General features: G+C 71.7%; 17 protein-coding genes. 5 read left to right on the forward strand and 12 right to left on the reverse strand.

Features of this window, described 5'->3' with window-relative positions; all coding sequences use genetic code 11:
* Positions 1-206 precede the first annotated feature (206 nt).
* Entirely contained in the window at positions 207-1,490 is a 1,284-nt protein-coding gene (locus tag JK356_RS05045) for a M18 family aminopeptidase (protein WP_201866302.1), read from the reverse strand.
* A 253-nt stretch (positions 1,491-1,743) separates the two neighbouring features.
* Positions 1,744-3,573: an acyl-CoA dehydrogenase gene (locus JK356_RS05050; protein WP_201866303.1), complete on the reverse strand. Its 1,830-nt coding sequence runs from the start codon at positions 3,571-3,573 to the stop codon at positions 1,744-1,746.
* Between the two features lie 128 nt (positions 3,574-3,701).
* On the opposite strand from JK356_RS05050, the gene JK356_RS05055 reads away from it, so the two are divergent.
* Positions 3,702-4,214 (forward strand): SseB family protein, encoded by a 513-nt coding sequence (locus tag JK356_RS05055; protein ID WP_201866304.1) that lies wholly within the window; start codon positions 3,702-3,704, stop codon positions 4,212-4,214.
* A 203-nt stretch (positions 4,215-4,417) separates the two neighbouring features.
* Positions 4,418-5,839 carry a hypothetical protein gene (locus JK356_RS05060; protein ID WP_201866305.1) on the forward strand — a complete coding sequence of 474 codons (1,422 nt, stop codon included), beginning with the start codon at positions 4,418-4,420 and terminating at the stop codon, positions 5,837-5,839.
* A 445-nt stretch (positions 5,840-6,284) separates the two neighbouring features.
* Here the strand turns inward: JK356_RS05060 and JK356_RS05065 are convergent, their stop codons facing one another.
* Positions 6,285-8,477 carry a SpoIIE family protein phosphatase gene (locus tag JK356_RS05065; protein WP_201866306.1) on the reverse strand — a complete coding sequence of 731 codons (2,193 nt, stop codon included), beginning with the start codon at positions 8,475-8,477 and terminating at the stop codon, positions 6,285-6,287.
* Positions 8,478-8,586: 109 nt separating this feature from the next.
* Between JK356_RS05065 and aspS the strand changes: the two genes are divergently transcribed.
* Positions 8,587-10,362 carry an aspartate--tRNA ligase gene (gene aspS / locus JK356_RS05070; RefSeq protein WP_201866307.1) on the forward strand — a complete coding sequence of 592 codons (1,776 nt, stop codon included), beginning with the start codon at positions 8,587-8,589 and terminating at the stop codon, positions 10,360-10,362.
* Between the two features lie 103 nt (positions 10,363-10,465).
* Here the strand turns inward: aspS and JK356_RS05075 are convergent, their stop codons facing one another.
* From JK356_RS05075 to JK356_RS05090, 4 genes are all read right to left on the reverse strand, one after another.
* Positions 10,466-11,017: a tellurite resistance TerB family protein gene (locus JK356_RS05075; protein ID WP_201866308.1), complete on the reverse strand. Its 552-nt coding sequence runs from the start codon at positions 11,015-11,017 to the stop codon at positions 10,466-10,468.
* 259 nt (positions 11,018-11,276) lie between these two features.
* Positions 11,277-13,598 (reverse strand): cation-translocating P-type ATPase, encoded by a 2,322-nt coding sequence (locus JK356_RS05080; protein WP_201866309.1) that lies wholly within the window; start codon positions 13,596-13,598, stop codon positions 11,277-11,279.
* Positions 13,599-13,760: 162 nt separating this feature from the next.
* Positions 13,761-15,377 (reverse strand): MDR family MFS transporter, encoded by a 1,617-nt coding sequence (locus JK356_RS05085; RefSeq protein ID WP_201866310.1) that lies wholly within the window; start codon positions 15,375-15,377, stop codon positions 13,761-13,763.
* A gap of 55 nt (positions 15,378-15,432) precedes the next feature.
* Complete coding sequence (locus JK356_RS05090) at positions 15,433-16,074, reverse strand: TetR/AcrR family transcriptional regulator (RefSeq protein ID WP_201866444.1); 642 nt, start codon at positions 16,072-16,074, stop codon at positions 15,433-15,435.
* A 110-nt stretch (positions 16,075-16,184) separates the two neighbouring features.
* On the opposite strand from JK356_RS05090, the gene JK356_RS05095 reads away from it, so the two are divergent.
* Complete coding sequence (locus JK356_RS05095; RefSeq protein WP_201866311.1) at positions 16,185-17,105, forward strand: LysR substrate-binding domain-containing protein; 921 nt, start codon at positions 16,185-16,187, stop codon at positions 17,103-17,105.
* Between the two features lie 13 nt (positions 17,106-17,118).
* On the opposite strand, the gene solA is transcribed toward JK356_RS05095, so the two are convergent.
* Positions 17,119-18,279 (reverse strand): N-methyl-L-tryptophan oxidase, encoded by a 1,161-nt coding sequence (gene solA / locus JK356_RS05100; RefSeq protein WP_201866312.1) that lies wholly within the window; start codon positions 18,277-18,279, stop codon positions 17,119-17,121.
* A gap of 64 nt (positions 18,280-18,343) precedes the next feature.
* On the reverse strand, positions 18,344-19,696 hold the full coding sequence (locus JK356_RS05105) for a sodium/glutamate symporter (protein ID WP_201866313.1): 1,353 nt from the start codon (positions 19,694-19,696) through the stop codon (positions 18,344-18,346).
* Between the two features lie 302 nt (positions 19,697-19,998).
* Here JK356_RS05105 and JK356_RS05110 point away from each other — a divergent pair, with 302 nt between their 5' ends.
* Entirely contained in the window at positions 19,999-20,541 is a 543-nt protein-coding gene (locus JK356_RS05110) for an NUDIX domain-containing protein (protein WP_201866314.1), read from the forward strand.
* A 95-nt stretch (positions 20,542-20,636) separates the two neighbouring features.
* On the opposite strand, the gene JK356_RS05115 is transcribed toward JK356_RS05110, so the two are convergent.
* Genes JK356_RS05115 through JK356_RS05125 form a run of 3 tightly spaced genes read right to left on the reverse strand, consistent with a single transcriptional unit; the run spans position 20,637 to position 23,054 of the window.
* Positions 20,637-20,924: a zf-TFIIB domain-containing protein gene (locus JK356_RS05115; protein ID WP_201866315.1), complete on the reverse strand. Its 288-nt coding sequence runs from the start codon at positions 20,922-20,924 to the stop codon at positions 20,637-20,639.
* Between the two features lie 58 nt (positions 20,925-20,982).
* Complete coding sequence (locus JK356_RS05120; protein ID WP_307815411.1) at positions 20,983-21,948, reverse strand: aminoglycoside phosphotransferase family protein; 966 nt, start codon at positions 21,946-21,948, stop codon at positions 20,983-20,985.
* Positions 21,927-23,054: a TrkA family potassium uptake protein gene (locus tag JK356_RS05125; protein ID WP_201866316.1), complete on the reverse strand. Its 1,128-nt coding sequence runs from the start codon at positions 23,052-23,054 to the stop codon at positions 21,927-21,929. Before JK356_RS05125 ends, JK356_RS05120 begins: the two co-directional genes overlap by 22 nt.
* Positions 23,055-23,071 lie beyond the last annotated feature (17 nt).

Raw genomic sequence — 23,071 nt, forward strand, 5'->3', positions numbered from 1 at the left:
TTACGCTGCGCGGGGGCAGCCGGTGAATGCTTTCTGGAGCCTAGATCCTAGGCCGTGATGTAAGGGAGTCCGTGGCCTGCCGGGGACGAGCCGCACCGCCGTGCAGTGCGGTGCGACCCGCCCCCGTGAACCACCAGCATGCACCGGCGAGTTCACGATCCCGTGACAGCCGCACCCCACGCCCGTCACGGTCCGCTGACGCCGCGTCAGGACGTCAGGAAGGCCGTCATGGCGTTGGCGAGGTGGTGCGGGTCGTCCACCGAGCACAGCTCACGCGCCGAGTGCATCGACAGGATCGCCGCCCCGACGTCCACGGTGGCGATGCCGTGCCGCGCCGCCGTGATCGGGCCGATCGTCGTGCCGCACGGCACCGCGTTGTTGGAGACGAACGGCTGCCACGGCACGCCCGCACGCTCGCACGCCGCCAGGAACAGGCTCCGGCCCCTGGCGTCCGTCGCGTAGCGCTGGTTGACGTTCGTCTTCAGCAGCGGCCCGCCGCCCGGCACCGGGTGGTGCCCCGGGTCGTGCCGCTCCGGGTAGTTCGGGTGCACCGCGTGGCCGGTGTCCGACGACAGGCAGACGGAGCCCGCCAGCGCCCGCGCCCGCTCCTGGAGGCCGCCGCCGCGGGCGTCGACCGACCGCTCCAGCACCGTGCCCAGCAGCGGGCCCTGCGCGCCGGTGTCGGACAGGCTGCCGATCTCCTCGTGGTCGAACGCCGCCAGCACCGGCACGCAGGCGGGCGACGGCACGGCCGCGGCGGCGACCAGCGCCGACACCCCGGCGTGCACGGACAGCAGGTTGTCCAGGCGCGGCGCGGCCAGCAGCTCGCGGTCGCGGCCGAGGAACGCGGGCGCGTCCACGCTGTGGCACATCACGTCCCAGCCGGCGACCTCGCCCGGCCCGACACCGGCCTCGGCAGCCAGGAACTCGACCAGCTCGCCCTCGCACGGCGTGCCGATGCCCCACACCGGCTGCATGTGCTGCTGCCGGTCCAGCTTCAGGCCGTCGTTGACACCCCGGTCCAGGTGCACCGCGAGCTGCGGCACCCGCAGCAGCGGCCGGTCGACGCTCACCAGCACGCTGCTGCCGTCACGCAGGGCCAGCCGCCCGGACAGGCCCAGGTCGCGGTCGAGCCAGGTGTTCAGCAGCGTGCCGCCGTAGATCTCGACGGCGACCTGCTTCCAGCCCGCACGGCCGGTGTCCGGCACCGGCTTGACGCGCAGGTTCGGCGAGTCGGTGTGCGCGCCGATGATGCGGAACGGCGTCGCGGCGCTGGCGCCCTCCGGCACGTACCAGGCGATGATCGCGCCGCCGCGCACCACGAACCGGCCGCCCGTGCCCCCGTCCCAGGCGGCGGTCTCCTCAACCTGCCGGAAGCCGGCCTTCTCCAGCCGGGCGGCGGCGGTGGCGGCGGCGTGGTACGGGGAGGGCGAGGACGTGAGGAACCCCATGAGGTCCTCGGTGTGAGTCCGGTCGAACGGAGCGCGCATCCTCCCACGATACGGAAGCCGTCCCTGACCGGCGGCAGCGGTCCCGGGGGACCGCCCGGTCCGCCGCCCCCGCTGCCCTGGCGCAGAGCTGGCGCACCCCGGGCCTGCGGCCGCCGCCGCTGCGCTCGAGCGAGCCGTGGGAGGAACCCGCGCCGCAGGAAAGGGCCGGGCCCCGGTCCAGAAGGGGCGGGGCAGGGGGAGCACCTGCCCCGCCGCGACCGGGGCCCGGCCACACTCGCGTGGCGCGGCTGCGTCAGAAAGCTTCCTCGGGCAGCTCCATCAGCGACAGGTCCGTGGCCTCGGCCGTCGCCCGCACCGCCGCCAGGTGCGGCAGCACGGTCGCGGCGAAGAAGCGGGCCGCGGCGATCTTGCCCTCGTAGAACGGGCGGTCGTCGCCGGTCGCCTCCGGCAGCTTGGCGGCGGCCACGGCGGCGCCCCGCAGCAGCAGGTAGGCGGTGATGACGTCGCCCGAGGCCAGCAGGAACGGCGTGGTGTTCAGGCCCACCTTGTAGAGCGACTTCACGTCCTTCTCGGTGGCCGCGAGGTCCGTCAGCATCACGCCGACGATCGCCTCCAGGTCGGCCGCGGCCTTCGCCAGCTGCTCGCGCGGCGCCGCCAGCGCGTCGCCGCCCGGCTCCCCGGCGAGGAACTTCTTGATCTCCTCCGCCAGCGCCGTCAGCGCCTGGCCCTGGTTGCGGACGATCTTGCGGAAGAAGAAGTCCATGCCCTGGATCGCCGTCGTGCCCTCGTAGAGGGTGTCGATCTTGGCGTCCCGGATGTACTGCTCGATCGGGTAGTCCTGGAGGTAGCCGGAGCCGCCCAGGGTCTGCAGCGAGCTGGCCAGCATCTCGTAGGAGCGCTCCGAGCCGTAGCCCTTGACCACCGGCAGCAGCAGGTCATTGAGCGCGATCTCCGCGCTGGCGTCCTCCCCGGCCGCCTGCTTGACGGCGATGGTGTCCTGGATGCTGGCGGTGTACAGCACCAGGGCGCGCATGCCCTCGGCGTACGCCTTCTGCATCATGAGCGACCGCCGCACGTCCGGGTGGTGCGTGATCGTCACGCGAGGCGCGGTCTTGTCGGAGAACTGCGTCAGGTCCGGGCCCTGCACCCGCTCCTTGGCGTACTCCAGCGCGTTGAGGTAGCCGGTGGAGAGGGTGGCGATGGCCTTCGTGCCGACCATCATCCGGGCGAACTCGATGATGCGGAACATCTGGCGGATGCCGTCGTGCTTCTCGCCGAGCAGCCAGCCCTTGGCAGGCTTGCCGTGGGCGCCGAAGGTCATCTCACAGGTGTTGGAGATCTTCAGGCCCATCTTGTGCTCGACGTTCGTGGCGAACACGCCGTTGCGCTCGCCGAGCTCGCCGGTCTTCCAGTCGAAGTCGTACTTGGGCACCAGGAACAGCGACAGCCCCTTCGTGCCCGGCCCGTGGCCCTCGGGGCGGGCGAGCACGAAGTGGATGATGTTCTCGCTCAGGTCGTGCTCACCCGAAGTGATGAAGCGCTTGACGCCCTCGATGTGCCAGGTGCCGTCGGGCTGCTGGACGGCCTTGGTACGCCCGGCACCGACGTCGGAACCGGCGTCCGGCTCGGTCAGCACCATCGTCGCGGCCCACTGCTTGTCGACCATCAGCTGGGCGATGCGGCGCTGCTCCTCGGTGCCCTCGTCCCAGACCACCTGGCCGAACGTCGGGCCGGAGCCGTACATCCAGATCGCCGGGTTGGAGCCGAGGACCGCCTCGGCGCAGGCCCAGATCAGCGAGCGCGGCGCGGTCGTGCCGCCCAGCTCCTCGCCGATGCCCAGGCGCCACCACTCCGCCTCCATGTACGCGCGGTAGCTCTTCTTGAACGACTCGGGCAGCGGCGCGGTGTGGGTCTCCGGGTCAAAGACCGGCGGATTGCGGTCGCCGTCGATGTAGGAGGCCGCGAGCTGCTCCTCGGCCAGGCGGCCCATCTCGGCGAGGATCGTGCGCGCCGTGTCGGCGTCGGTCTCGGCGAAGGGCCCCGTCCCGTAGACAGACTCCCGGCCCAGGACCTCGAACAGGTTGAACTCGATGTCACGGAGGTTCGCCTTGTAGTGGCCCATGCCTCGACTCCTTGCCGTCGCTGCCGTGCTGCGCGTACCAACAGGTAACACCCATCATGCTACCCGCTAGTAACCAGGCGCAAGAGCGGACGTGGCGCCCGGCGGATCCGCTCAGTACGCTTTCCGCCATGTACGGCTACGACCAGTCCGCGTATGGCGGCCAGCAGCAGGGCTACGGCGCTCCGTCGCAGCCGCCGGGCCAGGGATACGCCGGGCAGCAGGGTCAGCAGTTGTACCCGGAGCAGACACAGGCGCAGGCCGCTCCGGCCGCCGCGCCGCCGGCGCCGCCCTCCCTGACGGACGCGCTGCGGGCGTACACCTCGGGCGCCCTGTCCACCGAGGAGTTCCACGACACCTTCCTGTCGTCCAAGATCTACTGCCCCCGCGGCGAGACGCCCGGCTTCCTGGCGCTGCACACCACCCAGCAGCCGGTGATCCCGCTCTTCACGTCGCTCAAGGAGCTGCGCCGCTACGCGGGCAAGGAATCCCGCTACTTCACCGTGACCGGCGGCGAGGTGCTCGACCTGCTCCCGACCGGCTACGGCTTCGCCCTCGACATGGAGGGCGACCACCGTCTCGTCCTCGACGCGCAGGCCGTGGAAGAGATGGTCGACTACACCATGCGCCGCATGTACGGCTGAGGCGCCACCGCGCTCCCTCCCCTGGGCTCCCCCTGGCGTGGACACGCAGTGAAGTCCCGGTAACAGAACTCTCCCTCCCCTGTCCACGTCGCCGCCTCTCTGCTTAGAGTGACGGAGCACCCACACGTTGTCATGCTCCGCGCCCGCGACCAGCTCGGACGACGCCGGGAGGGGAGCCCGGCGGGAGGGAAGCCGCACCGCACATGTCCGAAGACTGGCGCACCGCCAACCCCGACGACCTGGACCACCTCGCCGACCTGATGTGGACTCCCGACGACGGTGGTACATACGGGGAGCTGACCGACCTGTTCCGACGAGCGCGCGAAGCCGACGCGACCGCGGAGATGGCCAGTCTCACCTCGCTCCAGACCTGGCTCCGCGATGCCGCTATCCAGCTGCGGGAGAACGCCTACATCCTCCGCAACGACCACGACAAAGACGGCATCGTAGACCGTCCCCTGTATGCAAGCGGCAACCGGCCAAGCTACATCCCGGAGGGAAGCCCATTCCAGGCAGAAGGTCTCCAGCTAGCGGACTGGCAGGTTGAAGCCAAGACCAAAGCTGAAGAGTTCGTATCAGTCTCAGGAAAGGATGAATTCACCGACGAGGACGTCGCCCTGCTCGCTGGCTACATGGACGGCAACGCCAGTGATCCTGCCTTCGCGGAAGCCGTCATTGACGACTTGGGTATGGAGGAATTCCTCCGGCTAGCTGAACGCGTCGAGTCGATGGATGGCTCGGAGCACCTCCTCGCTTCCATGGGGACGGCACTGGCCGCCGCGATGCGCGTCCCCGCCAGACCCGGGACCGTGGCGTACGAAAGGTGGACCGAGGAAAATCCAGAAGGTCAGCGCTACCTGGAGCGCCTCGACGCCTTCAATGAAGCCGGTGCGCAGCAGCTCGGTTCGGACGACTCCCTCGGATACGACATCGCCTTTGATTTGCTGGGGCGGTCCCGCATCTCCATCGACCAAGAATTCTTCGACCAGACTCTCTCCTATCTCAACGCCCCCTACCGCACCGCCGACGACGATGCCCCCTGGCCGGAGAATATGGCCGACGAACTCATGATCGCCGCAAGTCTGAGCAGTCCCGACGTCGTCGACCATCACCTCTTCTCAAGCTACGGCGGACGTGGCTCTTCGGGCGGCAAAGATGAGCTGGTTGTGCCTCCAGATACCTGCGAACTTCACCTCGATGCACAACACGTAGCGCCTTTCCTTTCTGCAGGAGAGGTGCAAGGGAACCTTAGCGTGCGTAACAATGATTACTCATGGAACTGCATGCTGACTGTTCCGGAAAGATCAGATCAAGGAGCAATTGACCTTTTCAGCTACCTTACTACTGACAAGCCCAACCTTCTGGAGGCGACCAGCGTATGGGATGGCCCTTCTGCTCCCGACAGAGTCAACACAGGAGACGGAGGTTATGTAGACGAAAACCACTTTCGTGCTTATTCGGAATGTCGGGACCAAGACAGTGATCTCATCTATTTCTCTGTGGAAGTGATAGTACTACTGGGACTGAGTCACAGTAATGAGAGCAGCAATGAAAGGAGAATGGATATCCAGCGGCTCGGCACTCAATTGCATGACGAGCGAATTAGGCAAACGGGATGCAGTTGATCCTAATGACTCGTTTCCGCCATCGGCGAGCCCTACACCCCTAACCGCGCCAACGATGAGCCGCTTTGCGGTATCACCTACCAGCGCGCGACCACAGGCATCGAGCCGTACCAGCTGACCGCCACCGGAAATTATTTCGGCGCGCCTTTTACTGCATTGTGGGGGCCACTGGTGACTCAGTGAAAAAGTTCGAAGTAGACGCTCTTGCCGAAGGGTGCGTCGCCGACAGTTCGGAGCCCCAGCGGGCTGCCAGGTATTGGAGCAGGAACAGTCCTCGGCCCGGTTCGGCGGTGGGTCGGTAGTTACGGGAAGCGGCGGGAGCGGACGGGGGTCGTTGTCGAAGACCTTCTGCTACCCAGGCGGGAGCCTTCGCGGTCCTCGGTCGCGCCTACAGAGCGACCTCCTCATCCCACCCCTCGCCGGGGCGAAGCGCTGCTGCGGCGGCTCAGGGCCCAGCGGGTGTGACGGGAGGGATCTCGGCCAGTTCGAACCAGATGGCCTTGCCCGAGCCGCGCGGGGCGACGCCCCAGTCGTCGGCGTAGGAGTCCATCAGCACCAGTCCGCGCCCCGTCGAGGCGAGTTCGCCAGGGTCGCGGAGGTGCGGGAGTTCGTCGCTGGCATCGGCCACCTCCACGCGCAGCCGCCTGTCCCCGGGCGGTCCGCTCAGTTCGGCGACGAGCACCGCGTCGCCGTCGGTGTGGGTGAGGACGTTCGTCAGCGCCTCCGAGAGCAGCAGCGTGGCGCCGAACACGCGCTCCTCGTCGGCCCAGTCGTGCAGCAGCGCCTCCAGCTGGCCGCGCGCCTCCGCGACGCGGGCGCTCTCGGTCTGGGCGATGGTCAGCACCACGCGCCGCGCCGGTGTCGTCGCGTCCAGCCGCTGCGTGGCCGGGCGGCGCAGCAGGAGCAGGGCGATGTCGTCCTCCTCGTCGCCCGTGGCCGGCGCCGCGTCGCCCGAGCGCACGGTGTCGATGAGCGTGTCGGCCAGCTCCGTCACCGGCTCGCCCGCCTGCCCCGCCATCGCCTCGCGCAGCCGTGCCCAGCCCTCGTCGAGGTCGCGGCGGCCCGTCTCCAGCAGTCCGTCCGTGCACAGCAGCAGCGTCTCGCCGGGCTGGAGCACCAGGCGCGTCGTCGGGTAGTCGCCGTCGGGGTCGAGGCCGAGCGGCAGCCCGCCCGCGGTGGGCCGGGTCAGCAGCGACCCGTCCGGCATGATCATGGCCGGGTCCAGATGCCCGGCGCGGGCGATGTCGAGGGTCCCCGAGGGCGGGTCGGCCTCGATGTACAGGCAGGTCGCGAAGCGCTGGTCGGAGCTGAACCGTTCCGTCGCGTCGTCGTCCTCGTCGGCCGGGTGCCCGCTGGCCTCGATGCCCTCGGCCGGCAGCGTCGCCAGGAAACGTGAGGCACGCGCGAGCACCGCGTCCGGCCGGTGTCCCTCCGAGGCGTAGGCGCGCAGCGCGATCCGCAGCTGCGCCATGGTGGCGGCGGCCCTGACGTCGTGGCCCTGCACGTCCCCGATGACGAGGGCGAAGCGCCCGGACGGCAGCGGGATCACGTCGTACCAGTCGCCGCCGACCTTCAGCCCGGCGCCGGTGGGCACGTACCGGGCGGTGATGTCCATGCCGGGGACTTCGGGGGTGGGGGCGGGCCGCATTGTGTGCTGGAGGTCGGCCGTCAGCTGCCGCTCGGTGTCGTGCAGGAAGGTTCTGGCCAGGGCCTGGGCGAGCAGCCGCGCGATGCCGGTGAGCAGGGCGCGTTCCTCGAACGTGAATGCGGCGGGCTCGGTGAAGGCGGTCATCCACACCCCGAGCGTCCGCCCGGCGACGACCAGCGGCAGGTAGGCCCAGGACTGCCGGCCGAACGGGGTGATGCTGGGCCAGGCCTCGGGGAAGCGTTCGGCGTACTCCTCGGGGCTGTGCAGGTAGACGGCCCGCCCGGTCCGTGCCACCTGCGCGGCGGGGAACGGGGCGTCGAGCGGCAGCGTGGCCACGGCCCGGCGCTGCTCCGGGGAGTAGTTGCTGGGCACGCTCTCGACGTACTCGGTGACGCGGATCTCGTTGCCCTCGCGTCCGTAGACGCTGATGGCCGCGGGCTGGAAGTCGGGCATGGCGAGGCCCCCGACCACCCGGAGCACGTCCCTGGTGGTCTCGGCCTCGGAGAGCGCGCGGCTGGTGTCGAGGAGGAACGCCTCGTGCGCGCGCCGCCAGGTCGTACTCTCCGGCGGCGGGGCGTGGTCCCGGGAGGGCAGCTCGCACATCAGGCCGAGCATGTGGGAGGGCTGGCCGGAGCGCTGGCCGTCCGCGATGGCCTGGACGCGCAGGCGGACGGTGCGCAGGACCGTGCCCTGGGCGTCGACGACCCGCATCTGGGTCTCGGCGAGTCCGCCTTCGGCGGCGGAGAAGGCGAGGGAGCGCTGGCCCGCGATGTAGTCCTCGGCGTGGAAGCGGCCGCGCACGACGGCCTCGGGCACGGTGGCGGGGCGGGGCGGGAGTCCGAGCAGTTTCGCGGCGACGGCGTCGAGCGTGTAGCCGCCCGCGGTGCTGTCCCAGCGCCAGCGGCCGGTGCGGGTGGCGCGCAGCGCGTCGTCCAGCCCGTCGTCCAGCTCGTCCTCCGGCGCCTCGTGCACCGCCTCCTCCGTGCCCATATTGACCTACTTTATGCAGATCTTCATGGCCTCGGCGAGCAGAGAGGTGCCGGGGCGGTAGGCTGAGTGGCCGTCGGCCTGCCACCTCACTGAACAAGCGGAAGCGACGATGCATAGGTACCGGTCCCACACGTGCGGCGAGCTGCGTTCCTCGGACATCGGCTCTGATGTCCGGCTGTCAGGCTGGCTGCACAATCGCCGGAACCTCGGCGGCATTCTCTTCGTCGACCTGCGCGACCACTACGGCATCACGCAGCTCGTCGTCCACCCGGACACCGCCACCGGGCAGGCCGTGAGCGAACGGCTCAGCTCGCTGCCCAAGGAGACCGTGGTCCGCGTCGACGGCCGCGTCGTCAGCCGGGGCGAGGAGAACGTCAACCCGGAGCTGCCCACCGGTGAGATCGATGTCGAGGTCACCGAGGTCGAGGTGCTCGGCGCGAGCGAGCAGGTGCCGTTCACGATCAACTCCGACGACGGGGTGAACGAGGAGCGCCGCCTGGAGTACCGCTTCCTCGACCTGCGGCGCGAGCGGATGCACCGCAACATCATGCTGCGGTCCGCCGTGATCACCGCGATCCGGCAGAAGATGATCGCGCAGGGCTTCACCGAGATGGCGACGCCGATCCTGTCGGCGACCTCGCCCGAGGGCGCGCGCGACTTCCTGGTGCCCTCGCGGCTCCACCCGGGGACGTTCTACGCGCTGCCGCAGGCGCCGCAGCAGTTCAAGCAGCTGCTGATGATCGCGGGCTTCGACCGGTACTTCCAGATCGCGCCGTGCTTCCGCGACGAGGACGCGCGCGCAGACCGCTCGCCGGGCGAGTTCTACCAGCTCGACGTCGAGATGAGCTTCGTCGAGCAGGAGGACGTCTTCCAGGTCATCGAGAAGGTGATGACCGAGATCTTCGAGGAGTTCGGCGGCGGGCGGCACGTCACCTCGCCGTTTCCGCGCATCCCGTTCCGCGAGGCGATGCTGCGGTACGGCACCGACAAGCCGGACCTGCGGGCGCGCCTGGAGCTGACCGACGTGTCGGACATCTTCGCGGGGCATGGCTTCAAGGCGTTCGCCGACAAGCACGTGCGGGCGCTGGCGGTGCCGGACACGGCGGGGCAGCCGCGCCGGTTCTTCGACGAGATGGGTGACTTCGCGGTCAGCCTCGGCGCGCAGGGGCTGGCGTGGGTGCGGGTCGGCGAGGACCGGAAGCTGACCGGGCCCATCGCCAAGTTCCTCAGCGAGGCGGACACCGAGGCGCTGCTCACGGCCGTGCAGGCGGGGCCCGGCTCGGCCATCTTCTTCGGGGCCGGGGAGTTCGACGAGGTCTCGAAGATCATGGGCGCGGTGCGGGTAGAGGCGGCCAAGCGCGCCGGGCACTTCGAGGAGGGCGTCTTCCGGTTCTGCTGGGTCGTGGACTTCCCGATGTTCGAGCGGAACGAGGACACCGGGGCGATCGAGTTCTCGCACAACCCGTTCTCCATGCCGCAGGGCGGGCTTGAGGCGCTGGAGAAGACGGACCCGCTGGACGTGCTGGCCTGGCAGTACGACATCGTGTGCAACGGGGTGGAGCTGTCCTCCGGCGCCATCCGGAACCACGATCCGGAGATCATGTACAAGGCGTTCGCCATCGCCGGGTACAGCAAGGAGGACGTGGAGCGCGACTTCGGCGGCATGCTGCGGGCGTTCCGCTACGGCGCGCCGCCGCACGGCGGTATCGCGCCGGGCATCGACCGCATCGTGATGCTGCTGGCCGACGAGCCGAACATCCGCGAGACCATCGCGTTCCCGCTCAACGGCAACGCCGAGGACCTGCTGATGGGCGCGCCGAGCCCGGTGGACGAGGCGCGGCTGCGCGAGCTGCACCTGTCGGTGCGCCGCCCGGCGTCCTCCTGAGCAGTCTGCCGCCGCAGCGGCGTACGGCGCGGCCCTCGCGCCGCCCTGCCCGCCGTCCTCCGTCGCGGGGACACGGGGCGGGCGGGGCGGGGGCCGCGCCGCGTCAGATGCCGAATTCCGTGGGGGCGAGTCCCAGGGCGTGGCAGGCCTCGCGGATGACGTCCTGCTCGGACTGGGCGAAGTAGCCGTCGGCACCGGCGATGACGATGCCGGTCTGCACGACGGCGCGCGCCTCGGCGGGTTTCTTCTTCGTCTTCGCGATGTCCTGGAGGGCGGTCGACTTGCCCGACGGGAAGTCGGACATCAGCTGGTCCACGTGCTTGTTGAAGCGCTTGCGCAGGTCGTCGGGCGGGAAGTTCTGCAGCACCTCGTTGCTGACGATCAGCGACTCCATGCGCTGCCGCTCCGAGGCGTCCACCGTGCCGTCGGCGGCGGCCACCAGCGCGCACATCGCCATGCTGGCGTCCCGGTAGGCGCCGCTCTTCAGCTCGCTCTTGGCCGCGGCGAGCTGCGACTTCAGCATCGACACCAGCTGGGACTTCTTGCCGCTGCCGGCGCTGCCGCCGCCCAGCCGGCCCAGGCCCCCCGAGTGGGACGACGAGCCCCCTTGCAAGCGCTGGCGCGCCGTGTCCTTGATCCGGTCAAACATCGACATCGGTGCCACCTCTGGCTCTCGCGTCCACTCCGTTCCGTGCCGTCAACGACGGCGGGCGGCTGCGGGGTTCCGGCGGTTGTCAGTGGTGCGTGCCAGCATCGTCACTGATGGTCACTGACGGTAAGGGACGAGTGCGACCGCTGGGGCGGCATGGGATCTTCCGGATGACGGGAACGGGCACGGGAACGGGCACGGCGACGGGGCACGGCCCGCCCGGCAGGGGCCCGCTGGTGCGAGGCCCCCCGCCGGCGGTCCCGGGTCAGCTGCCCGCCTCGGCCCGGAAGGTGCGCAGCCGCAGGCTGTTGGCGACGACCGAGACGGAGGAGAACGCCATGGCGGCGCCCGCCAGCATCGGGTTGAGCAGGCCCGCGGCGGCGAGCGGCAGCGCGGCCACGTTGTAGCCGAAGGCCCAGAACAGGTTCGTCTTGATGGTGAACAGCGTCTTCCTGGCCAGGCGGATGGCGTCGGCCGCCGCGCGCAGATCGCCGCGCACCAGGGTCAGGTCGCCGGCCTCGATGGCGGCGTCGGTGCCGGTGCCCATGGCCAGGCCCAGGTCGGCGGTGGCGAGTGCCGCGGCGTCGTTGACGCCGTCGCCGACCATGGCGACCGTGCGGCCCTCGTCCTTCAGCCGCTGGACGACGGCGACCTTCTCCTCGGGCGTGACCCCGGCGATGACGTCCTCCGGGCGGTCGATGCCGACCTCGGCGGCGACCGCGCGGGCCGCCCGCTCGTTGTCGCCGGTCAGCAGCACGGGCCGCAGGCCGAGGCTGCGCAGCCGCCGGATGGCCTCCGCGCTGGTGGGCTTGACCGCGTCGGCCACCTCCAGCACGGCCCGGGCCTCGCCGTCCCAGGCGACGGCGACGGCGGTGCGTCCCGCCGCCTCTGCCTCGGCCTTGGCGCGTGCCAGCGGCTCCGGCAGCGTGACGGACCGCTCGGTCAGCAGCCGCTCGCGGCCGGCCACCACGTCGTGGCCGCCGACCCGGCCGTGCACGCCGAGGCCGGGGACGCTGGTGAACTCCTCGGGGGCGGGCAGCGGCTCCCCGCCGGCCCGCTCGGCGCCGTCCACGATGGCGCGGGCGATGGGGTGCTCGGAGGACGCTTCCAGGGCGCCCGCCAGCCGCAGCACCCGCGCGGCGTCCTCGCCCGGGGCGGGGTGGACGGCCAGCAGCGTCATACGGCCGGTGGTGACGGTGCCGGTCTTGTCGAGGACGACGGTGTCGGCGGCGCGGGTCTGCTCCAGCACCTCTGGTCCCTTGATGAGGATGCCGAGCTGGGCGCCCCGGCCGGTGCCCACGAGCAGCGCGGTCGGGGTGGCGAGGCCGAGGGCGCACGGGCAGGCGATGATCAGCACGGCGACGGCGGCGGTGAAGGCCGCGGTGGTGCCCGCGCCGTCGGCCAGCCAGTAGCCGAGCGTGGCCAGGGACAGCAGCATCACGGCGGGGACGAAGACGGCCGAGACCCGGTCGGCGAGCCGCTGGGCCGCGGCCTTGCCGTTCTGCGCCTCCTCGACCAGCCGGGCCATGCGGGCGAGCTGGGTGTCGGCTCCCACGCGGGTGGCCTCCACCACCAGGCGGCCTCCGGCGTTGAGGGTGGCGCCGGTGACGGTGTCGCCCGCACCGACCTCGACGGGCACGGACTCGCCGGTCAGCAGGGAGGCGTCCACGGCCGAGGAGCCCTCGACGACCACGCCGTCGGTGGCGATCTTCTCGCCGGGCCGCACCAGGAAGCGGTCGCCGGGGCGGAGCTCCGCGATGGGCACGCGCCGCTGGGTGCCGTCGCGCAGCACCGTGACGTCCTTGGCGCCCAGCTCCAGCAGGGCGCGCAGCGCGGCCCCGGCGCGGCGCTTGGCGCGCGCCTCCAGGTAGCGGCCGGCGAGCAGGAAGGCGGTGACGCCCGCCGCCGCCTCCAGGTAGATGGCCGAGGCACCGTTGCCGCGCTCGATGGTCAGCTCGAAGGAGTGCGTCATGCCGGGCATGCCCGCGTCCCCGAAGAACAGCGCCCAGCCGGACCACAGCAGCGCGGCCAGGGTGCCGACCGAGACCAGGGTGTCCATCGTGGCTGCGCCGTGCCGGGCGCCGGTGAAGGCCGCGCGGTGGAACTGCCAGCCGCCCCAGACGACGGCGGGCGCGGCCAGCGTCAGGGACAGCCACTGCCAGTACTCGAACTGGAGGGCCGGGATCATCGCCATGGCGATCACCGGGACGGCCAGCGCGACGGTGACGAGCAGGCGGTGGCGCAGCAGCCGCAGCCGGGCCTCCTCGGGGTCGGCACCGGCCTCGCTGCGCGCCCCGGCGGCGTCCGTGCCCGTGCCGGTCCCGGCTCCGGCCGGCGGGGGCGGGGGCGGCGGGGGTGTGGCGGTGTAGCCGGCGGCCTCGACGGTGGCGACGAGGTCGGCCACGGTGACGTCCCCGCCGTAGGTGACCTTGGCCTTCTCGGTGGCGTAGTTGACCGTGGCGGTCACGCCGTCCATGCGGTTGAGCTTCTTCTCGACGCGCGCCGCGCACGAGGCGCAGGTCATGCCGTCGATGGCCAGCTCGACCTGGGTGGCGGGCTCGGTGGTCCCGGGGGTGGTGCCTGTCATCGTCCGTCTCACTTCCTCACGCCGAGGATACCCCAGGGTGGTATTTTGCTCGTGCCGGGCTATATACCCGTAGGGGGTATTCACCACACGTACGAAGGGCGCCCGGCCACCCGTGGTGACCGGACGCCCTGCCGTCGTTGCCCGCCCGTCGCGGCGGCGCGCTCAGTGCATCACCGACGGCTCCTTGGAAGCCCCCGGCTCGCCGGGCCCGCCGGACCCGCCGGTTTCAGCCGCCTCAGCCGACTCGGCCGCGAGGCGCTCCATGCCACTGGTGGTCTTCAGCGGCTTCTCCCGGATGAACAGCACGACGATGAGCGCCAGTGCGGCGAACGGGGTGGCCAGCAGGAACAGCTCGGCCGTCGCCACGCCGTAGGCGTGCTCGATCACCGCACGCACCTCGGGCGGCAGCTGCGTCACGTCGGGCACGGAGCCGTGGCCGCCGCCCTGCGTGCCGGATCCGCCGCCCAGCTCGCTGGCGACGCGGTTCGCCAGCACGGCGCCGAGCACGCTGGTGCCGATGGTGCCGCCCATGCTGCGGAAGAACGACAGCACCGAGGTGGCCGCGCCCAGCTCTGCGGCGGGCACGTCGTTCTGCGCCGCCAGCACCAGGTTCTGCATCAGCATGCCGACGCCGATGCCGAGCAGCGCCATGTAGACGCTCAGCAGCCCGAAGCCGGTGTCCGCGTCCACGGTGGCCAGCAGGCCGAGGCCCGAGGTCATGATCACACCACCGGCGATCAGGTATCTCTTCCAGCGGCCGGTGGCGCTGATGATCTGCCCCGCGACCGTGGAGGAGATCAGCAGACCGAGGATCATCGGCAGGCTCATCAGGCCCGCCACCGTCGGCGACTTGCCCAGCGCGACCTGGAAGTACTGCGACAGGAAGACCGTGCCGCCGAACATCGCCACACCCACGAAGAAGCTGGCGATCGTGGTCAGCGACACCGTGCGGTTGCGGAAGATCTTCAGCGGGATGACCGGCTCCGGCACCCGCGCCTCGACGATGACCGCCGCCACCAGCAGCACGGTGCCGCCGCCGGTGAGGGCGGCCGTCTGCCAGGACGCCCAGTCGAACTCGTTGCCCGCCAGCGTCGTCCAGATCAGCAGCGCGCACACCCCCGCCACCAGCAGGAACGCGCCCAGGTAGTCGATCTTCACCTCACGCCGCACAGTCGGCAGCTTCAGCGTGCGCTGCAGCAGCACGATCGCCGTCAGCGCGAACGGCACGCCGATGAAGAAGCACCAGCGCCACCCCAGCCAGGAGGTGTCCACCAGCACGCCGCCGATCAGCGGCCCGGCCACCGTGCCGACGGCGAAGACCGCGCCGAAGATGCCCGCGTACTTGCCCAGCCGCCGCGGCGGGATGATCGCCGCCATCACGACCTGGGCGAGTGCCGTCAGGCCGCCCGCGCCGATGCCCTGGGCGACGCGGCTGAAGATCAGCAGGCTCACGTGCTGCGAGAAGCCCGCCAGCAGCGAGCCGATCACGAACATCAGCAGCGAGAGCTGGAGCAGGAGCTTCTTGTTGTAGAGGTCGGACAGCTTGCCCCACAGCGGCACCGTCGCGGTCATCGCCAGCAGCTCCGCCGTGACGACCCACGTGTAGGAGGACTGGCTCGCGCCGAGGTCCGCGATGATGCGCGGCAGCGCGTTGGCTACCACGGTACCGGCGAGGATCGCGACGAACATGCCCGCCATCAGGCCGGAGATGGCCTGGAGGATCTGCCGGTTGGTCATGGATGTGGGCGCCTCGTCGGGGGCGCCCACGGCTTGGGTCATATCGCTGCTCACTGCACTCAGAACGTCCTTCTCCGTCGCAACGGAATCGGGCCTGTCAGCGGGGGGCGGGAAGCCCGGCCGCCAGGTGGTCGAAGACTTGGGCGAAGATGTCGAGGAACGGATCGGAGGCGCCGCCCGCGCTCCACCACTCGATGGACACGCGCACCGCCGTCATCGCCACCCCCGCCAGCAGCCGGGGGTACAGGCCGGGCTCCTCGCCCCCGGCCGTCCCGGACCGCTGGCCGACGCGCTCCGCGATGGCGGCGGCCAGTTCGAGCTCCTCCGCCTGGTGGGCGCCGATGCCCCGGGCCAGCAGGTGCGGGGACTGCTGGAACACCTTCGCCCGCAGCTCCCACAGCTCGCGCCGCCTGGTCACGTCCGCCAGCTCCGCCGCCAGCGCCTCCCGCACCGCCCGCAGCGGCGGCAGCGCCGCCGGGGCGTCGAGGACCAGCCGCCGCACCCGGGGGCCGAAATCGGCATCGACGGTGAGGAACGCGTCGTCGCGGGAGTCGAAGTAGTTGAAGAACGTGCGGGCGGAGACCCCAGCCTCCGCGCTGATCGCCTCCACCGTCACGTTCTCCGCGCCGTGCCGTGCCGCCAGCCGGATGGCCGCCTCCGCCAGGGCCGCGCGCGTAGCCCGCTTCTTCCGCTCCCGCAGCCCTTCGGGAGCGTCCCCCGTTCCTGTCACACGGTGCAGAGTACGAAAAGCTGCACAGTCTGCAAAATCATTTCTTCGCGGCTTCCCGCGCGCCAACCGCGGGCGCCCCGGGCTCGTGCACCGGGGCCGTGTCCCCCACGCTGGTGCGCATGACGGAGATGGTGGACCTGCGGGCGCTGAGTTACTTCCTCGCCGTGGCGGAAGAGATGAGCGTCACAGCCGCGGCCCGCCGTTTCCACATGGCGCAGCCCGCGCTCAGCCAGGCCATCACCCGGCTGGAACGGCGGCTCGGCGTCACCCTCTTCGACCGCACCAGAGGCCGCCTGCGGCTGACCGCCGCCGGCCGGCTGCTCGTGCCTGAGGCCCGCGCCCTGCTCGACCGGGCCCGCGAGGTGACCGAACTCCTCCCGCACGCCCAGGGCACCGAACCCACGGTGCTGCGGATCGGCGCCATCGCCTCGGCCGTCTCCGGCCTGCTGCCCCGCGTGCTGCCCGGCTTCCTGCGGCAGCACCCGTCCCTGGCGCCCCGCGTCTACGAGATGGGGCAGCGCACCCAGGTCGAGGCCCTGCGCACCGGCGCGATCGACATTGGCGTGTGCCGGATGACCCGCGCCGAGGAGGGCAGCGGCCTGACGGTGACACGGCTCACCGACGAGCCGCTGTACTGCGCCGTCCCCGCCAGTCACCCGCTGGCGGCACCGGGCGCGGGCGGCCGCCCGGTACCGCTGGCGCGGCTCGCCGACGAGGACCTGATCTGCTTCCCCCGCTCGCTGGCGCCCGTGGCGTTCGACACGCTCGTGGCGGTCTGCATGCGGGCCGGGTTCTCCCCGCGCTTCCGCCAGGAGGCCCGCAACGACCAGGCCATCCTCGGCATGGTGGCGTGCGGGCTGGGGCTGGCCCTGGTGCCGGAGACGTCGACGCGGATATCCGTGCCGGGTGTCACCTGCGTGGCGCTGGCGGAGCCGTACGCCGTCACCCCGCTGTCGGTCGTCACCGCAGGCGCCGCGGAAGAACCCGGCGCACCCGGCGGGCCTGCCGCCCGGCTCCGCCGCTGGCTGCTGGAGTCGTGACCGCCCGCGCGCGTCAGGCCAGGCGGCCGGCGGACATCGGCGTCAGGTCGAAGCCGCTGCCGCCCGCCAGGACCAGGTCGGCGGCGATCTGCCCGAACACCGGCGCCAGCTTGAAGCCGTGCCCCGAGAACCCGGCCAGCGCCAGCACCCGCTCCCCGGATTCCGGCACCCAGTCCACCAGCGCCGTCCGGTCCGGCAGATACCCCTCCAGGTACACGTCGTGCCGCACCGGATCCGGATGCAGCCCCGGCAGGAAGCGCCGCACCGCCTCGCTCACCGGCCGCAGCCGCTCCTCGTCCCAGTCCCGGGTGAACGCCTCGGGCCCCGGCAGCGGCTCCCACACGTCAGCGAAGCCCGTCTTCACCGACATCCCGTCGAGCATCGGCACCCCAAAGAGGTGGACGCCCTCCGTGTCACGGATGAACGCCGGGAAACGCTCCGGCGCGTACGCCCCCGGATCGGACGGCGCGAACCACGTGAGCACCAGCGGCTTCACGGTCAGCCGCCCCCGCAGGAACGGCACCAGCCGCGCGCTCCACGGGCCCGCCGTCACCACGGCCTTCCGCGCCGTGTACCTGGTCCCGCCCGCCTCGATCCGCACCCCGCCGCCGCGCTCGTCCCAGCGGACCTCGTCGACACGCGTGTGGTGAAGCAGCCGCGCCCCGTGCGCGCGGGCGCGCTCGCAGGCGGCCAGCACGGCCAGCTCCGGCCGCAGCACGCCCCCGTTCACGTCCAGCACGCCGATCTCGCCCTGCAGCGCCAGATGCTGCGGGTACCGGGCGGCCAGCTCCGCCCCGGTCAGCACCTCATGCGGCAGGCCGTGCTCCTCGACGGACCGCCGCACGTTCCGCATCGGCGGCAGGTCCGGCAGGCCGATCGACAGGCAGCCGGTCGGCAGGAACAGCGGCAGCCCGCTGGCCCGCGACAGCTCGTCCCACAGCTCGCGCGACCGGCGCAGCATCGGCACGTAGCCGGCGCCTTCGTGGTACGCCATGCGGAACAGCCGCGACTCCCCTGCCGAGGCGCCCCGGTCGTGGGCGAGCCCGAACTGCTCGAAGCCGATCACCGACGCCCCGGCGCGGGCGAGCCGCCAGGCGGTCATGGCGCCCATCGCGCCCAGGCCGACCACCGCCACGTCGTAGCCGCGCCCGGCGGTGCCGTCGTTGTCGTTCATGGTGCCGTCACCTCTCCCGTTCGTCCGTCCCCGGCTCCCCGGCGGCGGTCCGTTGCAGGCCCTCTCAGCGGGCCCCGGCGCGGCCCCGGGGCGTCAGCGCTCCCCGCGCCAGGACCAGGGCGAGGACGAGCATGACCGCGCCCAGCGCCGTCCACCCTCCGGCGAGCGCCCACACCGCCCCGCCCGCGATGATCGTCGGCGTCAGCGTCACGGTCAGCGTCTCGACCGGCGCCAGCGGCAGGTAGGCGAGGCCGAACTCGTCGAGCGTCCGCGACTCCAGCTTCGGGTCGCTCATCCGCAGCAGCGCCACGCCGGTCGAGACCGAGCCGGTGGCCCAGCCCCAGGTGAACAGCGCCTTCTCGAACCAGTTCTCGTCGAACACGCGCGGCGCCACGACCAGGAAGAGGACGAGGCACAGCGCGAGCCCCAGCACCAGCAGGAGCACCAGCGGCGTGACGTAGTCGGCGACGAAGCTCGGCACGATCGACGCGATGCCGCAGACGATCAGCACGTCCGTCGCGGCGCCGGAGACTCCCCTGAGGGTCTGCGGGTCCACGTAGTTCCAGGCGGGTGTCCGGCTCCCGGCGAGCCGCAGCAGCAGGCCGACGAGGAACGCCACCGCGAACACCGGCACGGCGAAGTCGGGGTAGAGGTCACCGGCCCACTCGGCGATGCCGTACGCCGCCGCCGACACCGCCGCGACCAGCGAGACCTGAAGCGCGAGCGGCTCGATCGACACAGCCGAGGTGGTCGCCCTCCCTGTCGCCTCGCGGTCCCGGGCGGAGGCGATCAGGCCGGAGCGCAGCTCGTCCGGCAGGTTCTCGAACCTGCCGACGCCCTTGGCATAGCCGCGCCGCGCGCCCCAGTTGGTGATGATGATCCCGCCGGCGATGCCGACGAGCATGCCGACCGTCGCCGACGTGAAGCCCAGCGAACTGGCCTGTTCCCAGCCGTTCTCCTCGAACGCCGTGCCCAGCGCAGCGGCCGTGCCGAAGCCGCCCGCCCACCCGGCGAACAGCAGCGCGCCGAACTCGTCCGGCGTGTCCCACAGCGGTCCCAGCACCACCAGCGCGAACGCGACGCCGATGCCGACCTGCACCGCGTAGCTGCCGATCGAGTAGAGCGAGAAATTACCCGTTGATTTACCGAATCCGCCGAATCCCGATTCGTTCGTCAGGGCCAGGCACGCGAATACGACGACGATGAGAACGGAGGCGTACGTGCCCAGTTCACTGGAGAACGGCAGCACATCCAGGATCTCCGGCCCGAGCAGCAGCCCGAGAAACCCCGCGATGACGCTGGACGGCAGCATCAGGCGCTGCACGATCCGCAGCCGGGCGCGGGCGACGGTGCCGGTGACGAGCAGAACCGCGATGAGCCCGGCATCGCTCAGCAGTGACCAGGGGGTGTACTCCATCCGAACTCCTCCGCTCGCGCAGCCGACCCAGGGATTTCTATCAGCAGCGCCACCGCAGCGGACAGAGGAATGGCCATACGAAAATTGTCATGCCCCTATATGCCACGGGCTATGGGAAGGGAATTCCCCACGGGAACTGACAGGAATGTCACGCGGGCGAAACCCACCGGCCGCCGCGGTGTGCCAGACAGCGCGGCGGCGGGCAGAGTACGCGGCCGTTCCCGCCGTCACCCGTCCGGGGGATTCTGCTCGGCGGCGGCCACGGGCCGGGCCGCCCGTGCCAGGATGCGACCGTGTCACGGATGCGCTGGAAGACCCACGGGGAACGGCAGATCCTCACCGACCGCTGGGTGAATCTCTCGGTCGTCGACGTCGAGCAGCCGGACGGCCAGCGCGTCGAGTACCGCGTCGTGCGCCTGCGCCACCTGGCGGTCGCCGCGGTCGTCAACGAGCGGCGCGAGGTGCTGATGATGTGGCGGCACCGCTTCATCACTGACTCCTGGGCATGGGAGCTGCCCATGGGCCTCGTCGAGGAGGGCGAGACCCCGCTGGCGGCGGCGGCCAGGGAGACGGAGGAGGAGACCGGCTGGCGGCCGGGGCCGATGCGGCCGCTGCTGTACGCTGAGCCGGCCAACGGCATCACCGACTCGCAGCACCACGTCTTCCGCGCGGACAGCGCCACCCGCATCGGCCCGCCGACGGAGCAGAACGAGTCAGACCGCATCGAGTGGGTGCCGCTGCACCGGGTGCGCGGCATGATCGACCGCCGCGAGATCGTCAGCAGCGCCTCACTGGTGGGGCTGCTGTACCTGCTGGCCGACGAGTCCGGCGCCGCGGCCATGTGAAGGATTCACGTAAAACATGGCGTCGCGGAGCAGACGCCGCGGACTCACGGAACAGCCGCCCCGGCAGCCCGGGGCGGCAGAGAAACCAGGACGGGTCAGGACGAGAAGAACAGACCCGACAGGCCACCCTTGCGGCGGTGGTGGTAGCCGCCGTGGTAGCCCTGCTGGGGAGCGCCCCAGGCCGGGCCCTGCGGCGCGGACGGAGGCGGCGGAGCGGGCGCGGCCTGCGGCGGCGGCGCGGCCGCGAATTGCGCCTCCAGGCGGGTGATCGCCTCCAGCTCCCCGTAGTCCAGGAAGATCCCGCGGCAGCCGCTGCACTGCTCGATCTGGACGCCGCTGCGGTTGTACGTGTGCATCGGCGCGTGGCACTTAGGACACTGCATGAGAATCCCGCTTCGTTGTCTCCAGGCTCCCCCGCGGACATCACGGGGATGTCTCACTCTACGGGCTCACGGAAGGGTGCGAGCGGACAATGCGGAAGCAGGCGTCCACGAACGCCCTTCGCTCTTCAGGGACTTCACCGGAGCCCGCGAGCGCGTCAGCGGCCAGCTGCGCGGTGACGGCGCGGGCGGGCGCGTCCAGCCGGGTCCACGGGTCCGGGCCGAGGCCGCGGCTCCCCGCGCGCGCCGCCGCCCGCTGATAGGCGGTCAGCAGCCGCTCCCACGCGGGCGCGGGCAGCAGCCCTGCGGCGTACCAGGCGGCGGGACGGGCCAGGTCCCAGGCGGGGTCGCCGGTGCCGAGATCGTCCACGTCAATCAGGCGCCACGGCCCGCCGGGCGGGGGATGGCGCACCAGCTGGCCCAGGTGGAAGTCGCCGTGGCAGACCGCCACCGGCGCCCCGGCGGCGGGCGGCGCCTCGCCGCGGCACCACGGCGGCAGCGACTCCCAGACGCGCTCCACGGCGCGGCGCGCGTCCGGCCGCGGCGTCCCCGCGCGCCGCAGGCGGTGCAGGGCGCGGGCGGCGCGGGCCGGGCCGCCCATGGCGGGCAGCGGACCGAGCGGCGCCGGGTCGGCGGCGTGCAGCGCGGCCAGTAGCTCCCCGGCGGCCTCCCAGGGGACGAGGCCGGGATCCGACGCGGCGTCGAGCGGCGCGCCGCGCGGCCAGACGGTGGCGACCCGGCCGCCGGGGAGCGGTGCGGGCGAGCGCCGCAGCGGCGGCAGCAGCACGTCCGCGAGCGCGGGATGGGCGGCGGCCGCGAGGCGGCGGGCCAGCGCGGCGGCGTCCGTGCGCGGGTGGTGCGCCTTGACGATGGCGTCGCCGACGCGCGCCACCAGCACGCCGCGACCGCCGGAGGCGGCGGGCCGCTGCCGGGGCAGGGCAACCGCCGGCCCGCCGCCCGGCGCCAGCCCGCCCAGGGCGGCGAGCAGGCCCAGGGCGCCGCCGGTCACCGGCGGGGGATGCGCCACGAGCCAGGCCCCTTGGCCTCGCGCGAGGCACGCGTCGCCGCCTTGGCCGCGAGCTTGCGCTGCTCCTCCTCGCCGATGCGGTGGATGACGACGAGGCGGTCGGTCAGCTCCAGGGTCGCGGCCTCGGGATGGTCGAACGGCAGCAGGCGGTGTCCCCGTATGACCGAGACGACCAGGTCCTCCACGTCGCGGGGGGAACGGCCCGCCTCAGCCTTGGTGACGGGGCGTTCCCGCACGCTCAGGCCGGTGCCCTGGTGGATGAGGTCCTCCATGACCTGGCCGGAGCTGGGGCTGACCATCGACAGGCCGAGCAGCCGCCCGACCGCGCTGGCGCTGGTGATCACGGAGTCGGCACCCGACTGCCGCAGCAGCGGGACGTTCTCCTCCTCGCGGACCGAGGCGACGATCCGCACGGACCGGCTGAGCTGGCGGACGGTCAGCGCCACCAGCACGGCCGTGTCGTCCCGCTGGGTGGAGATGATCACCTGGCGGGCGCGGTCCGTCCTGGCCTGCCGGAGCACGCTGCTGCGGGTGGCGTCACCGACGACCCCGGCGTAGCCCTCGGCGTTGGCCTGCTCGACGACCGTGCGGTTGGGGTCGACGATGACGATCTGGTCCTGCGGCAGCCCTGAGGTCATCAGGGTCTCGGCCGCCGAGCGGCCCTTGGTGCCGAATCCGACGATGACGGTGTGATCACGCAAGTTCTTCCTCCAGCGTTCGAGCCGGAACTGCTGGCGCGTGCGCTCGGTCAGCACCTCCAGCGTGGTGCCGACCAGGATGATCAGGAACAGCACGCGGAGCGGCGTGACGAAGAAGGTCGTCAGCAGGCGGGCGGTGTCGGTGACGGGCACGACGTCGCCGTAGCCGGTGGTGGAGAGCGAGACCGTCGCGTAGTACAGGCAGTCCAGGAACGTGACCTCGCCGTCGCTGCTGTCCCGGTAGCCGCGGCGGTCGGAGTAGACGAGCAGCACCGCGGCGGTCAGCACGCCCAGGGCCATGATCAGGCGCCGCACCACCTGGACCAGCGGGCCCGCGGCGTAGTGGGGCAGCCGCACGCCGGGCTGGTGACGCTCGTCGGTGTCGGGGGCTGGTGTGGAGGCGTTCATGGCGGCTCACGGTCCTC

The sequence above is a fragment of the Streptomyces sp. 7-21 genome, assembly GCF_016741785.1.
Classification (GTDB): Bacteria; Actinomycetota; Actinomycetes; order Streptomycetales; family Streptomycetaceae; genus Streptomyces.

Bases quoted from the DNA above. Each gene is read 5' to 3' on its own strand.
- JK356_RS05045 (WP_201866302.1), bottom strand. From the start codon at position 1,490: ATGCGCGCTCCGTTCGACCGGACTCACACCGAGGACCTCATGGGGTTC.
- JK356_RS05050 (WP_201866303.1), bottom strand. From the start codon at position 3,573: ATGGGCCACTACAAGGCGAACCTCCGTGACATCGAGTTCAACCTGTTC.
- JK356_RS05055 (WP_201866304.1), top strand. From the start codon at position 3,702: ATGTACGGCTACGACCAGTCCGCGTATGGCGGCCAGCAGCAGGGCTAC.
- JK356_RS05060 (WP_201866305.1), top strand. From the start codon at position 4,418: ATGTCCGAAGACTGGCGCACCGCCAACCCCGACGACCTGGACCACCTC.
- JK356_RS05065 (WP_201866306.1), bottom strand. From the start codon at position 8,477: ATGGGCACGGAGGAGGCGGTGCACGAGGCGCCGGAGGACGAGCTGGAC.
- aspS (WP_201866307.1), top strand. From the start codon at position 8,587: ATGCATAGGTACCGGTCCCACACGTGCGGCGAGCTGCGTTCCTCGGAC.
- JK356_RS05075 (WP_201866308.1), bottom strand. From the start codon at position 11,017: ATGTCGATGTTTGACCGGATCAAGGACACGGCGCGCCAGCGCTTGCAA.
- JK356_RS05080 (WP_201866309.1), bottom strand. From the start codon at position 13,598: ATGACAGGCACCACCCCCGGGACCACCGAGCCCGCCACCCAGGTCGAG.
- JK356_RS05085 (WP_201866310.1), bottom strand. From the start codon at position 15,377: ATGACCCAAGCCGTGGGCGCCCCCGACGAGGCGCCCACATCCATGACC.
- JK356_RS05095 (WP_201866311.1), top strand. From the start codon at position 16,185: ATGACGGAGATGGTGGACCTGCGGGCGCTGAGTTACTTCCTCGCCGTG.
- solA (WP_201866312.1), bottom strand. From the start codon at position 18,279: ATGAACGACAACGACGGCACCGCCGGGCGCGGCTACGACGTGGCGGTG.
- JK356_RS05105 (WP_201866313.1), bottom strand. From the start codon at position 19,696: ATGGAGTACACCCCCTGGTCACTGCTGAGCGATGCCGGGCTCATCGCG.
- JK356_RS05110 (WP_201866314.1), top strand. From the start codon at position 19,999: ATGCGCTGGAAGACCCACGGGGAACGGCAGATCCTCACCGACCGCTGG.
- JK356_RS05115 (WP_201866315.1), bottom strand. From the start codon at position 20,924: ATGCAGTGTCCTAAGTGCCACGCGCCGATGCACACGTACAACCGCAGC.
- JK356_RS05125 (WP_201866316.1), bottom strand. From the start codon at position 23,054: ATGAACGCCTCCACACCAGCCCCCGACACCGACGAGCGTCACCAGCCC.